Annotated in this window: 10 protein-coding genes; 8 read left to right on the top strand and 2 right to left on the bottom strand. The window is 37.9% G+C overall.

The window, feature by feature from the left end; translation table 11 throughout:
- Positions 1–2 precede the first annotated feature (2 nt).
- The 4 genes from J2S19_RS16070 to J2S19_RS16055 all read left to right on the top strand — a co-directional run bounded on the left by J2S19_RS16070 (position 3) and on the right by J2S19_RS16055 (position 8,917).
- Positions 3–830, top strand: coding sequence for a sugar phosphate isomerase/epimerase family protein (locus J2S19_RS16070; protein WP_307344176.1), 828 nt, complete (start codon positions 3–5; stop codon positions 828–830).
- On the top strand, positions 817–1,614 hold the full coding sequence (locus J2S19_RS16065; RefSeq protein WP_307344175.1) for an HAD-IIA family hydrolase: 798 nt from the start codon (positions 817–819) through the stop codon (positions 1,612–1,614). Before J2S19_RS16070 ends, J2S19_RS16065 begins: the two co-directional genes overlap by 14 nt.
- Before the next feature lie 307 nt (positions 1,615–1,921).
- Positions 1,922–7,975: a lamin tail domain-containing metallophosphoesterase family protein gene (locus J2S19_RS16060; protein WP_307344174.1), complete on the top strand. Its 6,054-nt coding sequence runs from the start codon at positions 1,922–1,924 to the stop codon at positions 7,973–7,975.
- Between the two features lie 486 nt (positions 7,976–8,461).
- Positions 8,462–8,917 (top strand): hypothetical protein, encoded by a 456-nt coding sequence (locus J2S19_RS16055; protein ID WP_307344173.1) that lies wholly within the window; start codon positions 8,462–8,464, stop codon positions 8,915–8,917.
- 49 nt (positions 8,918–8,966) lie between these two features.
- Here the strand turns inward: J2S19_RS16055 and J2S19_RS16050 are convergent, their stop codons facing one another.
- Complete coding sequence (locus tag J2S19_RS16050) at positions 8,967–9,485, bottom strand: MerR family transcriptional regulator (RefSeq protein ID WP_307344172.1); 519 nt, start codon at positions 9,483–9,485, stop codon at positions 8,967–8,969.
- Positions 9,486–9,700: 215 nt separating this feature from the next.
- Positions 9,701–10,087, bottom strand: coding sequence for an SMU1112c/YaeR family gloxylase I-like metalloprotein (gloA2, locus tag J2S19_RS16045; protein WP_307344171.1), 387 nt, complete (start codon positions 10,085–10,087; stop codon positions 9,701–9,703).
- A gap of 130 nt (positions 10,088–10,217) precedes the next feature.
- On the opposite strand from gloA2, the gene prfA reads away from it, so the two are divergent.
- The 4 genes from prfA to J2S19_RS16025 all read left to right on the top strand — a co-directional run bounded on the left by prfA (position 10,218) and on the right by J2S19_RS16025 (position 13,718).
- Positions 10,218–11,288 (top strand): peptide chain release factor 1, encoded by a 1,071-nt coding sequence (gene prfA, locus J2S19_RS16040; RefSeq protein WP_307344170.1) that lies wholly within the window; start codon positions 10,218–10,220, stop codon positions 11,286–11,288.
- A 6-nt stretch (positions 11,289–11,294) separates the two neighbouring features.
- Positions 11,295–12,155: a peptide chain release factor N(5)-glutamine methyltransferase gene (gene prmC / locus J2S19_RS16035; protein ID WP_307344169.1), complete on the top strand. Its 861-nt coding sequence runs from the start codon at positions 11,295–11,297 to the stop codon at positions 12,153–12,155.
- A 315-nt stretch (positions 12,156–12,470) separates the two neighbouring features.
- On the top strand, positions 12,471–13,139 hold the full coding sequence (gene spoIIR / locus J2S19_RS16030) for a stage II sporulation protein R (RefSeq protein ID WP_307344222.1): 669 nt from the start codon (positions 12,471–12,473) through the stop codon (positions 13,137–13,139).
- Between the two features lie 135 nt (positions 13,140–13,274).
- Positions 13,275–13,718 carry a GNAT family N-acetyltransferase gene (locus tag J2S19_RS16025; protein ID WP_307344168.1) on the top strand — a complete coding sequence of 148 codons (444 nt, stop codon included), beginning with the start codon at positions 13,275–13,277 and terminating at the stop codon, positions 13,716–13,718.
- Positions 13,719–13,755 lie beyond the last annotated feature (37 nt).

Below are 13,755 nucleotides of genomic sequence, written 5' to 3'. Positions count from 1 at the left end.
TAATGAAAAGTGAAATCTGCTATTCAGATTTACCATTATTAATGAGAAATATAGAGGGGAATGTTGATGTATTAATTGAAAATGGAGCTGAAAAAATTGAGTTGCTTATGGATGGTGAGAGATGGAATGATATGGAGTTGCTATTTGCAAGCTTAGCACCTAAATTAAAGGAAAAAGCCGTTGGGTATACCGTTCATCCTCCTGCATGGGACACAAATCTTACGAGTGAGAACAAAGCGATTAGGAGTGCATCTTTTTCAGAATATAAAAAGGCTATTGAGTTCGCAGGGTTAATCCAGGCTAGTCATGTCGTCATCCATCCAGGCTTCTGCTTTTCACCAGTCTTTAACCGAGAACTTGCAAAACAACGTGCATTTGAAGCGATCGGGGAACTATGTGAAGTTGCAAGACCGTTGCAAGTGAAGCTAGCGGTTGAAAATGTTGGCTACAATGGTGAATCTCTTTTTACACAAGAAGAGTTTATTAGTTTCCTAGATTCGTTGGATGATACGGCAGGTTATCTCCTTGATGTCGGACATGCGCATTTAAATGATTGGGACATTCCTGCTGTGATAAAGGCAATAGGGGACCGTTTACTTGCAGTTCATCTCCATGATAATAAGGGTAATGCTGATGACCATTTACCGATTGGTGAAGGAACGATTGAGTGGGAGCCGATTTTTGAAACATTACGTGAATATACAAAAGAATGTCAGCTTATTTTAGAATATGCACCAGGTACTAGCTTAGACGCATTACGAGAAGGTAAGGAACTTCTCAAGAAAGAGCTTCAACTTAAGAAGGCGGATTTGTTGGTTGATCCATATTGATGATTTTGCTGCTTATTGCTTTGATTTAGATGGAACAATCTATGTAGGAAAGCAATTGTTACCTGGTGTGAAAGAAACAATTCATCAATTAAGGCAACAGCAAAAGCATGTGTTATTTATTACAAATTCCCCAACCCAAACACGTAGCGAGTGTAAACAGCGATTGCAAGAACTAGGGATACTGTCTGATATTGAGGAAATATTAACTGCACCGTATGTAGCTGCTCGTTATTTTTTAAAGTGTGCTCCTAATGCGACAATTTATATTGTTGGTGAACGCTCAGTTGAGGCTGAATTTGGTCATTATCAGCTTCGAACAACTCGCGAGCCTTTACATGCAACACATGTCCTAGTAGGCTTGGATCGCGAATTTACGTATGAGAAGTTAAATTGTGCGATGAATGCTGTACGAAATGGTGCGAAATTAATTGTAACAAATCCAGATCAGGCATGTCCGGTTCCAGGAGGCTTTATCGCAGATACCCTTTCGATTGCCCGAGCAATTGAAGTTGCTGCAGAACAAACCATATCAGACATAATCGGAAAACCATCGGTACACTATGGTGACTTAATTTTAGAAAAACTAAAAATACCGAAAGAGCTTTGTCTCATTATCGGGGACCGTCTAGAGACAGATATTTTGCTAGGAAAGACAATGCAAATGGCAACCTGTTTAGTGTTAACAGGTGCATCATCAATAAAGGATATTGATCAGACAGGTATCCGCCCGGATTATGTATTGGATAATCTAAGTTTACTTTTTAAGAATTCGATTCACATATAATGAAGTCGGGCAGTCGTTGAAGGCTGCCCATTTTTTTATTGTCAGGAAATTATAAAACTCTTCTACTGTGGATAAGCGCTTCGACGTCCAGCTCCAGCGCCTAGCCCCTCTAGGGTCTAGCCACTAATGAATTGAAGACAAAGAACGTCTTCTATTCATTAGCGTCTTATTTGCCCTAGGCAGAACAGGCGCTTGCGCTTTTGTTCTGCGTTTACACAAACTTAAAAAATCTTTACAACCCCTTAAAATATCTTTTACAAAATTCGAGTAGTATTGACAATGTATAGGAATAAATAAGGAGGTACATATGAATAAAGAACGAGTAAAACGTCAGGGGAAAAGACTATTTCTCCTCATTTGTATGGTAACGATTGTATTTTCGAACTTTTTAACATTCATTCCAAGTAATGTGTATGCAGAAGAGGTAACAGAGGAAGTAATCATAACAGAGCCTAAAACACATACACAACCGAACGACCAAGACCCTAGTCAAAATAATGAAAATGAAACGATCCTCGAAGTAGAAACACCAATTGAAGGTGAGGTGCCTAGAGAAGAACATGCAGCCCAAGAGGAAGCTCAAACAGAACAGCAAGAAAAAGAATCAACCAATGAGCAAGATAAACAACCATCTAATGAAGAGCCACAACAACCACCTTTAGAAGCAAATCCAATACCAGAAAATGAAACAACCACTCCTGAACAAAATGAACAGGACGAGCCTACGAAGACAGAAGATACAGAAGACTTCAACAAAAATGCCCAACTTTTAATTACAGAATTATCGCCAAACTCAAATGGTGCTGATAACTATGAGTACTTTGAAGTTTACAACAATTCAAATCAGCCATTATCTCTCGTAAACTATTCATTTATCTATCGTTATACAGACAGTGGGAAAGAGATTTCCTTTCAAGTACCAGCTAAAATCATTCAACCAGAGGAAACGTTAGTATTCTGGTATAACACAGCAGAGCTTTCACTAGATGAGTTTAATAGCCATTTTGGTATTCAATTAACGGAAGAGCAAGTTGTTCAATTTAAAGAGGGCTTTCCTGGGTTTGCGAATGGTGGAAATCGTACTGCCGTAATCAAAGATAGTGAAGGCAATGATATAACAGCTGCAGGGTACTTACCAGGTGAAACTGATAATACCGGTCTAGTTGTGCAATACAAATATGCTCAAGGCAAAGCAGAAATGGAAAAGCATCAAGTGCTTGCACAACCAAGTCCGGGAGCCATTGAAAAGCTTCAAGTCCCAGAACAAACAGTAGCATTACCAGAGCAGCCAACTGATACAGAAGCACCGATTATTTCACATAAAGCGGTAACAAAAGGAAACCAACTACAACCACTTACATTTGAAGCGATTGTCACAGATGATCAAGCAGTCCATACTGTTACACTTCATATTAAAGCTGAAGGTGATAACCAATTTACCCAAGTACCGATGAAAAAAGGCACTGAAAATGAGTCATCATTCTCGGTTACAATCCCTGGAACAAAGATTCAGAAGAATATGATTTACTATATCGAGGCAACTGACGGACATAATTATGCAAAAACAGATGAAATTAAAGTGGAAATTAACATACCTCAGGAAACGTTTAGTAAGCAACCGCTTTTAATTACAGAGCTTGCACCGAATTCTGAGGGTGGCGGTACGGACTACTATGAATTTTTTGAACTGTATAATAATACGAATCAGCCTTTAGCAATATCAAACTACACATTTATTTATAAATACACGGATACAGGTAAAGAGGTTCCATTCCAAGTTCCAGCAAAAACAATTAATCCTCAAGAATCAGTTGTACTCTGGTTTAATAATGGAAAACGAACTTTAACACAATTTAATGCAACATTTAGCAGTAACTTAACTCCAGAACAAGTTATCGAATATACAGATCCAGCATTTCCAGGCTTTGCAAATGGTGGGAACCGGGCAATTGTCATTAAGGATAATACTGGTGCAGAGCTAGTTTCCGCTTCCTATTTAGGTAGTGAAAATGATAATACGGGTGCAGATATTCATTATACTTTTGCGACAGAAGGAACAGAAATGGTGAAGTACCAAGTGCTTGCAACACCAACACCTGGAATGATTGATTCTGTACAAGTTCCGACTAAACCTGTTGAACTTGAAGAAGTGCCAGTAGATGAAGAAGCACCTGTGATTACACATACACCTATAAAGGAAGCAGAAGCATTCTCGCCTGTAGTAGTTGACGCTTCCGTCACAGACAATCTTGCAAATCCATTTGTTACACTCCATTACAAAAAGGAGGGTGATGAATCTTATACAGCTTTAACAATGACCCTGAATGCTGAAACATCAACATATTCAGCTGTTATTCCAGGAAATATAATAGATGAATCAATTACTTACTATGTAGAAGCATCAGATGGTACGAATACTGCAAAAACAGAAACGTATGCCATAGATGTGAAAAAGAGTGAAGTAGACTATACAAAGATACCGAAGTTTTTAGTGACCGAAGTTGTACCTGATACAACGAACGTCGGTTCAGCTGATGGGTATGAATTCATTGAAATCTATAACAATACGGATAAAGATTTAAGTTTTAAAGATTACAAGATTCAATATCGATATGGAACAGACCCTGCTAGTGATGTTGTTTGGCCGTCTATTCCAGATGATGTCGTCATTCCATCACAACGTACACTCGTGTTTTGGATCATAAATGGTCAAAACACAGAGGCAACTGTTGCAGACTTTAATGCGAATTATGGGACAAGCCTAGTTGAAAACAAGGATATTGTCCGGATTTATAGTGATGGGATGGCCAACGGAAGTACACGGGGCTTAGTCGTTGCAACTAATACAAAGGAAGAGATTTCTGTTGCCTATTACAATGAAGAAGTAAACATTGATGACACTGTACCTGATAAAGGGATAGTCTACAAATACCCTGAAGATGGCTCTACTAAGTCAGTAAAAGTGAGTGCAGGGATTGAGGCAGCAACACCAGGTCATGTCGAACCATTCCAAGTGCCAAAGCAGCAAATCCATATTGAAGATGATTCGATCGCACCTCAAGTTGTAAATAAAACAACTGTTACGGAAGCAAAGGAAACAGATGATATCGAAATTGCTGCAGAAGCGACAGATAATATTGGCGTTAAATCAGTACGCCTTTTATATCGAACGAATCAACAGGAACATTTCAATGAAGTTTTACTACAACTTGATTCTGAAACAAATCAATATAAAAGTATGATTTATGCAGCAGACCTTATTGCAAAAGAGGTTGTTGAGTATTATTTTGTAGCATCAGACGGGATAAATGAAACGAAAAGTGAACCTTATCAAATAAAAATACTAAGTGATATTGACAGTTCAGACCTGCGTTTAAACATCAAGAATAACGATATTCTTTCAGGAACAAAAATAGTCAAAGGTACTTCAAATCATGACAAAGCAGACGATTTAAAATTGCTAATCGATGGAGAAGAAAAGCAGGCAGAAACGTTTAAGGCATTGGAGCACCAAGCATATATAGCATTAGAAGTAAGCGGCTTAAATATGTATTTCAAAAATGCCGTGACAATGGGTGAGGACATCCTCTACTTAATGGATAAAGATACGTTAGCAGGGTGGAAAACCTTCACAATTCCAGTTGATGCAGACCGTTTAAATTTGGGGGAAAATACGTTAACAGTCAGAGCAGGTAATAAAGCATCACCTTTTCAATTAGAAGAAAGTGAAGAAAATCGTGATGATTATAGCATACGAAACATCAGACTTATCCTTGCAGATGGTACAGTTTTAAGAGACCCGGCAAAAAATGACCCCGCAAAGGTATTTGATATGGGGGATGATGGAACGTATCGTCCGTTTGAAGACTTCAAGTTCACAATTAATGAAGAGCATACGGGAGCAAAATCATATGCTTGGGATACAACAGCTGTTGCAGATGGTGAGCACACTGTAACCGTTAAAGATAGTAAAAGTGAAGTTTCTTCGGTCATCCAAGTCGATAACACAGCACCTAATGTGAAAACGACCGTTGAAGAAGGCAAAGACTATAAAGGTCCTTTCACAATTGATACAGATGTAACCGATGAAATTGCCGGTGTACAGACCGTAAAAGTACTATTAGACGATAACCAAATAACAGTGCCGTATGAAACGGCTTCATCAAAATTAACACCAGGTGAACATACGTTAACAATTATCGCTGAGGATAAAGTCGGGAATAAGACAGAAGAAAACATTCGTTTCTCAGTCAACAATGAAAATCCGTATGCTCCAGAGCTTGTTTCACCGGCAGATGGTTTATCAACAAGAGTTGACGGTGACCCGAACCTAAAGGTAAAAGTATCAGACCCGACAAATGATGAAATGGATGTAACTTTCTATAAAGGCTATCAGTATGATGCTGCCGATACAAAGCATATTAAGGCGTATAAACATGCAAATGAAATTGAACCGCCATCTGTAATGGTTCCAGACGGTGAGGAAAGTTTGACATCTGAAGACATTTCCTTAATTGCTGAACAAGATGGAAACTATTTAACAACGAATTCTGATACAAAGTTCCCTTATCATCGTTTTGATGTCACAATTGATAACTCAATTGATGAGAATGATGAAATTGAACTTTCCTGGACAGGTCATTCCTTAGAGGGACGGAAAGTATCGATGTATGCCTGGAATCACGAAACAAACAAATGGGATATAATTACGTATAAAATCGCAGGTACCGACGATTTCGAACTAAAGGGCAATGTCACTTACAAAGAATATGTGAACGATTCAAACATTAACGTACTCGTTCAAGATGAAATCCCAAGCAGTCCAGATGAATATGATTACACATTTGTTTGGATGTCAGATACACAGTATTATTCAGAGTCCTATCCGTATATTTTTGAAAAGCAAACAAATTGGATTGCAGAAATGCAAGAAGAAATGAAAATCAAATATGTATTCCATACAGGTGACTTAGTTGATGAATCTGACAAAGTAGAACAATGGCAATATGCTGACAAATATATGGCCGTATTAGATGAACACCAAATCCCATACGGAGTATTAGCAGGCAACCATGATGTAGACCAGCTATCAAACGATTACACAGAATACTATAAATGGTTTGGTGAAGACAGATTTAAAGATAAAGACTATTATGGTGAATCGTATAAAAACAACCGCGGACATTATGACCTCATTTCCGCCAATGGTAATGACTTTATCATGGTGTATATGGGCTGGGGCGTAGAAGCTGAGGATCTGGAATGGCTAAATAAAGTGTTAAGTGAATATCCAGATCGCAAAGCAATCCTAAACTTCCATGAATATCTACTCGTTTCCGGAAATAGAAGTCCGATAGGTGAAACAATCTATACAGAAGTTGTAGAAAAAAATCCGAATGTAATGGCGGTATTAAGTGGTCACTACCATGATTCTGAAACGTTAGTTAGTAAAATTGATGATAATGGTGATGGAGAGGCAGACCGCAAAGTATACCAAATGCTTGGCGATTACCAAGGTGGACCTGAGGGTGGTCAAGGATATATGAAACTCTTACACTTTGACCAAGACAATAATCGGATCATCGTCAACACGTACTCACCGTACTTAGATGATTACAATTTCTATGACCCAGAAGAATTCCCAGGAAAAGATGAAATGATTATCGATTTTGATTTACAAATTGATGAAAAACAAGTCGCAACAGACTATTTTACTGTTAATGTAAAAACAGACGAGAAAATAGGAAATCAAGAAAATATTCAAAGTGGTGACACAGCTGAAGTCACATGGAAAGGTCTTACTGAAAATGAGACATATTCTTGGTATGCAGTAGCGAAAGATAACTACACAGGTTCTTCACAATCGGCAATTTGGTCATTTGTTAAAGGGGAAAATAACAAACAGGGTCCTGATGACGGAGAGCAACCAGGAGAAGGAGAAGAACAACCTGGTGAGGGTGATGAACAGCCAGGAGAAGGAGAAGAGCAACCTGGTGAGGGTGATGAACAGCCAGGAAAAGGAGATGGCCAACCTGGTAATGGTGAAGAAAAACCAGGAGAAGGAGAAGAACAACCTGATATGGGTGAAGAGCAACCAGGGGATAAAGAGCAACCAAGTAAAGACGAGGACAAATCAGGTCAAGATGACAATGCTCCAGTCAAAGATGGCGATAAGACAAATACTGGCGACAATAAACAACAAGAGAGACCTGCTAGCCCTTCAGATACTATCAGTAAAGACAAAGGTAGTTTCAATGTATTACCTCATACTGCAACAAATCAATTAAATTATTTACTAGTTGGCTTTATCATTCTAGCAATAGGGCTTATTGCTAGGAAAAAAAGAAGTAGTTCCAACTAATAATATAAAGGCTGTCTCAAGTTCAGAGGCAGTCTTTTAATATTGAATAAAATCACAAGTACTTTGATATAAAACTATAAACTATTTTTATGTAATTGGTATCTTTTTCCTAAAACTAATATCACTTGTAAAAAAATGTATAGTTACTAAAATAATTGTAGTGAGATTACTGGGTTCAACAATAGGTTTCGTATTCAATATTAATTTCTACTTTCTAATCGTTTTGGAATGGTTGCCCCTACAGTACTAGTTTTACACGGGGTTAAGGAAAACCAAAGTTTAAACACCTGTGAGGTCTCACTTTTCCTTCATATCCTGAATAAGTCTCTCAACTACTTCAACATACTTTGAAATTTAAATGCACAAAACCACAAACTACTAGAAAAGTCTATTGTAAAGTCAATAAGTAGTTATTCAAAATTGGTAGGAAAATATAAGTTTGCTTAAGGTCAATAATTTAGAAATATTACAATAAGGGTTGATAAGATGTTAAAAATATTTAGATTGCTCATACTTGTAATTTTTATGAGTACATTAATTACTGCTTGTAGTACTAATGAAAGTTCCAGTATCGAATCATTTTTCAAACAGGTAGACTTTGAAAATGTGAAGACCTATTTTAATGATGGTAAAGAGGGGTTCATTTTATTGGCTACAGACAACGATGAATATTATATTCCTACAGTAAAAAAAATAGCAAATGAAAAGAATGTACAAATAATTATGTATAATCCTTACCAACCTAATGGTAAAAGTGATAATGAAGATGGGCAATCTATTTGGCCTGAACCGTCAGAAGATGATATACCAGGAGGGGGCTTTCTGTATTATCTAAAGGACAATAAAGTCGTAGGTGAGTTGGAGGTTAATAGGTTTGAAAATTCACAATTAACTATTGAAGTCCAAAACTTTTTAAACTTACATAAGAAAGAAAGTTACTGATATAAAGGCTGTCTAGTAATTAAGACAGCCTTTATAAAATTGTATAAAGTCAAAAGCCAAAAATAGTACTAATAAAGTTTTTACGTTTTGGTTTTGGGGCTGGAGTTTGGTCAAATACTAGAACATTTTCCTTAATCGTTTCACGCTTTTGTTTGCTTTGCTCGAGCTCGGCAACTTTTTCCTCTAATAATGAAATCTTCGAAAGCAGTTCTTCCATTTCCTTACGATGCTGTAAGACTTGGAAAGAGACGACATCATCAGCTTTGCTTCTTACCTTTCGTTCAAGTTCATCGATGCGCTCATTCATTGCCTGAAATTTGGATATGTCATAGTTTGGAGTTGTTTTTGCAGTTCCTGTTCGTTGTTCTTTTTTTGTTGGAGTTTGTGTAGTTTGTTGACTTTCGTTTTGTGATTGTAATTGAACCTCTTTTAGACGGTTCACATCATCTTCAGTAAATTGATAGTGCCCAAGCTCATTTTTCATTAATTCAATTCCTAATTGGTCTACCCATCTCATTAAAGTACGTCTAGATACCCCAAGCTCTTTTACGACTGTAGCTGTATTCATACCGTATTCCTCCTTGAAAATTAGTAGTGTTGAAGAAGGAAGTTTATTCCCCTTCGAGCCAGCGACTATTAACTTCTCCCCAGAATAAGTCTTTCTTGTATAACTACCTTTTCTACCTTTTAAGCTCGTTCCCTTCACGTTAGACAAAACAAGTTCTCATTCGGCAAAGAAAGTGGAAGTTTTACATTATATGAATACAGCATGTCGATGTATGCTTACGCCTCGTACAATTCGATAGGAAGTCCATCTGGGTCTTGGAAAAAGGTGAACTTCTTATCTGTTATTGGGTCAATGCGAATTGGCTCTATCATAATACCTTTTTCTCTCAGTTCGTTAACAGCATCCTCTACATTTGGTACCTCAAAAGCTAGATGTCTCAACCCTGCAGCTTCTGGGTGTGTTGGACGTTTCGGAGGATTTGGGAATGAAAATAACTCTATTTGGTAAACATCATTTACTAGTAGGTCTAATTTATAGGAGTTCCGTTCTTCTCGAAAAACCTCATTTAAAATGGGCAACTCGAGAGTTTCTGTATAAAATGCTTTTGATACTTCATAGTTTGAACAGATAATTGCGATGTGATGGATTTTAGTGATGTTCATATAATAACCTCTCTTCATAAAGTTTTTATGCCTAGATGTGGCCCTTATCCTTTGTCAATTTGCTTTTGACGCTTTATGTAACCTATACTATAATTATAACGTTATACATGAAAATAGAGGTGAAACATGTATGTTAGATCGTTTACAATCGGTAGAAGACCGTTATGAAAAATTAAATCAGCTATTAATGGATCCGGATATTATAAGTGATTCAAAAAAATTACGTGAATATTCAAAAGAACAATCAGACTTACAAGAAACTGTTGAAGCGTATAGAGAATACAAAGAAGTTCGTGAACAAATTGCTGATACAAAATCAATGCTTGAGGAAAAGCTTGATGCAGAAATGCGTGAAATGGCTAAGGAAGAGTTATCTGAATTAGAGGACCGTGAAGAGGAGCTAACGGCACGCTTGAAATTACTTCTCGTTCCAAAGGACCCTAACGATGATAAAAATGTTATCATGGAAATCCGCGGTGCAGCTGGTGGAGAAGAGGCGGCGTTATTTGCTGCAAACTTATATCGCATGTATAGCCGTTTTGCTGAAATGCAAGGCTGGAAAACAGATGTCATGGAAGTGAATGCAACTGGAACAGGCGGTTATAAAGAAATTATCTTTATGATTAACGGAAAAGGTGCGTATTCTAAACTTAAGTTTGAAAACGGCGCACACCGTGTTCAACGTGTCCCTGAAACAGAATCAGGTGGCCGAATTCATACTTCAACGGCAACTGTTGCCGTGTTACCTGAGGCAGAAGAGGTAGAAGTAGAAATTCATGAAAAAGATATCCGCGTTGATACATTTGCATCAAGTGGCCCAGGCGGACAAAGTGTTAACACGACAATGTCGGCTGTACGTTTAACACATCTACCAACAGGTACAGTTGTATCATGTCAGGACGAAAAATCACAAATTAAAAATAAAGAAAAAGCAATGAAGGTCCTTCGTGCACGTGTTTATGATAAATTCCAACAAGAAGCACAAGCCGAATATGACCAAAACCGTAAGCTTGCAGTTGGTACAGGTGACCGCTCTGAACGTATTAGAACCTATAACTTCCCGCAAAACCGCGTAACGGACCACCGCATTGGTTTGACGATTCAAAAGTTAGACCAAATTTTAGAAGGAAAGCTAGACGAAGTGATTGATGCACTTATCGTTGAGGATCAATCAAGCCGTCTCCAAGCTGCTGAAGATTAATAGTCGATGAAACATGTATTCGAAGCCCTAAATTGGGCTTCTTCTTTTTTAAATGAAGCGGGAAGAGATGAAAATGCGGGGGAATTGCTGTTAAGACATCACCTGCAAATGAACCGGGCTACACTGCTTTCTAATTTGAGACAGGTCCTCTCAAATGAACAGCTTATCGCCTTTGAAGCGGACGTCAAAAAACATGCAGATGGAATACCTGTGCAATATCTAATCGGTTATGAGGAATTTTATGGGCGGACATTTATTGTCAATGAAGAGGTATTAATTCCTCGACCTGAAACAGAAGAGTTAGTAGAAGGTATCTTACAGCGAACAGAGGCATTGTTCCCTGGTCATGAACCATTAGAAGTCGTTGATGTTGGAACAGGAAGTGGAGCAATTGCGATTACACTAGCACTTGAAAACGCAAGATACCGTGTAAAAGCGATTGACATTGCACAGGAATCGTTGCATATTGCAGAACAAAATGCTGAACAATTGAAAGCAAACGTTACGTTCCTTCATGGTGATTTGCTAGAACCGATTGCATTAGATAAAGGAAGACCGAAGCTAGATATTTTAGTCTCAAATCCGCCGTACATACCAGATGCAGAAATTGAGACTCTTTCAACTGTCGTCAAAGACCACGAACCAATCCGAGCACTTGCCGGGGGAGAAGATGGATTAGACTTTTATCGAAGACTAATCCAAGACATGCTCCCACTACTCAACGAAAAAGCACTCATCGCCTTTGAAATCGGTGCAGGCCAAGGAACAGACATCAAAACCCTCATCAGCAAAGCCTTACCAACTGCAAAGGTTGAAATAGTCTATGACATTAATGGCAAAGAGCGTATGGTTTTTGCGGTTAAATAAGGGGGACAAAATAAGCAGGGACAAATGTCGAGGGACAGTCCCCCGCTCTTTTAACGCGTTAAACCAATGAGGGACTAAACCGTTGAGGGACAGTCCCCCACTCTTTTAACGTGTTAAACCATTGAGGGACAGTCCCTCACGCCTTTAATGCGACAAAGTGGGGACATTCCCCTATAGAGTTTAGATGCTTGATTATATAGTTATTAATTTTTAAGGGGACTGTCCCCGGGTAAATAGTAGAATTATATTTTTTAAAAAAGTAGTTTAAGATTCTTCTGTCCTGTCCATACTGTTTACCAAGGGAGGCGGAAGATGATGAAAAAACAATTACTTGCATTTATATATATGTTTCTATTATTAATTGGGGCTGTAGCAAATGTGTATCGTGAGCCGATGTCGGCTAGTACAGCTAGCGCACAAGAGCCAGTGGTGATTCCGGATGAGGCCATTCGTTTACGAATTCTAGCAAATAGTGATTCAGATGAAGACCAAGAGTTAAAAAGGAAAATTCGTGATGAAGTTAATGAAGAGATTACAGAATGGGTTGCAGAATTAACTTCAGTTGAAGCAGCTAGACAATTGATTCAATCACGATTACCAGAGATAGAAAAAATTGTTGAACGTGTGCTAGAGGAAGAAAACAAACAGCTACCATATTCAGTAGATTTTGATAATGTCAGCTTTCCAACGAAGCTTTATGGAAATTTCATATATCCAGCAGGCGAGTATGAAGCAATTTTAATTAGCTTAGGTGAAGCAAAAGGTGCGAACTGGTGGTGTGTCTTATTTCCACCATTATGCTTCCTCGATTTCTCAAATGGAGAAGCAGTCCAAGCAGCAGAAGTAGAAGAGGAAGATACAAAAAAAGATAAGAAAAAGACAGAGAAACTTACTTCCCTAGTCGTAGATGAAGAGGAAGACAAAGAAGAAGAAGTAGAAGTGAAATTCTTCTTAGTAGAATGGTTTGAAGGATTATTTTCATAAGGAAAAAAGATGGGGACAGTCCCCATCTTTTTTAATGGGCTAAAAGAGGGGGACTGTCCCCAAAAAAAAGAGAATATTAATAGATTTCCCCTCATAGAGTTGTAGTAGGAAAATAACGATAATGGGGTGGAAATGATGTTTTATCAATTAAAGGTTGCTGAAGAAAAGGATTTAGCGAGATTACTAGATTTTGTTGAACGAGCTGGGTTAAGTTCGAGTGGGATTGAACTTATGGTTGATTATTTTGTGATGATGGAAAATGGGGAACGAGAAGTTGTTGCATGTATCGGTGTCGAGCCGGCAGAAGATGTCGGGTTATTACGGTCACTCGTTGTCTCAGACACACTACAACAAGCCCATATTTTAACATTATTCCAAAGCATACAAACGTTAGCAGAACAAAAAGGATTAAAGCAGTTATTTTTAGTTACAAATAAAGAGGCTTCTGTACAATTCTTACAATTAATGGGGTTTACAGAAACTAATCCTGAACAGATTCCAAAACATCTATTAACAAATGAACATATTCAGAGCTCAATGAAAGAGGAAAATACAAAAATAATGGTAAAGTCCTCATAATGTGGATATATCCACATAGTTTTCCACAATTACCACA

It is taken from the genome of Metabacillus malikii, from assembly GCF_030813355.1.
GTDB lineage: Bacteria > Bacillota > Bacilli > Bacillales > Bacillaceae > Metabacillus > Metabacillus malikii.
The sequence above is the reverse complement of the archived record's forward strand: the minus strand, read 5'-3'. Positions and strand labels throughout refer to the sequence as shown.

What these genes read in the sequence shown, in the direction of transcription:
- spoIIR (WP_307344222.1), top strand. Translation starts at nt 12,471, where the DNA reads ATGAAAAAACAATTACTTGCATTTATATATATGTTTCTATTATTAATT.
- J2S19_RS16060 (WP_307344174.1), top strand. Translation starts at nt 1,922, where the DNA reads ATGAATAAAGAACGAGTAAAACGTCAGGGGAAAAGACTATTTCTCCTC.
- gloA2 (WP_307344171.1), bottom strand. Translation starts at nt 10,087, where the DNA reads ATGAACATCACTAAAATCCATCACATCGCAATTATCTGTTCAAACTAT.
- J2S19_RS16025 (WP_307344168.1), top strand. Translation starts at nt 13,275, where the DNA reads ATGTTTTATCAATTAAAGGTTGCTGAAGAAAAGGATTTAGCGAGATTA.
- J2S19_RS16070 (WP_307344176.1), top strand. Translation starts at nt 3, where the DNA reads ATGAAAAGTGAAATCTGCTATTCAGATTTACCATTATTAATGAGAAAT.
- J2S19_RS16050 (WP_307344172.1), bottom strand. Translation starts at nt 9,485, where the DNA reads ATGAATACAGCTACAGTCGTAAAAGAGCTTGGGGTATCTAGACGTACT.
- J2S19_RS16055 (WP_307344173.1), top strand. Translation starts at nt 8,462, where the DNA reads ATGTTAAAAATATTTAGATTGCTCATACTTGTAATTTTTATGAGTACA.
- prfA (WP_307344170.1), top strand. Translation starts at nt 10,218, where the DNA reads ATGTTAGATCGTTTACAATCGGTAGAAGACCGTTATGAAAAATTAAAT.
- prmC (WP_307344169.1), top strand. Translation starts at nt 11,295, where the DNA reads ATGAAACATGTATTCGAAGCCCTAAATTGGGCTTCTTCTTTTTTAAAT.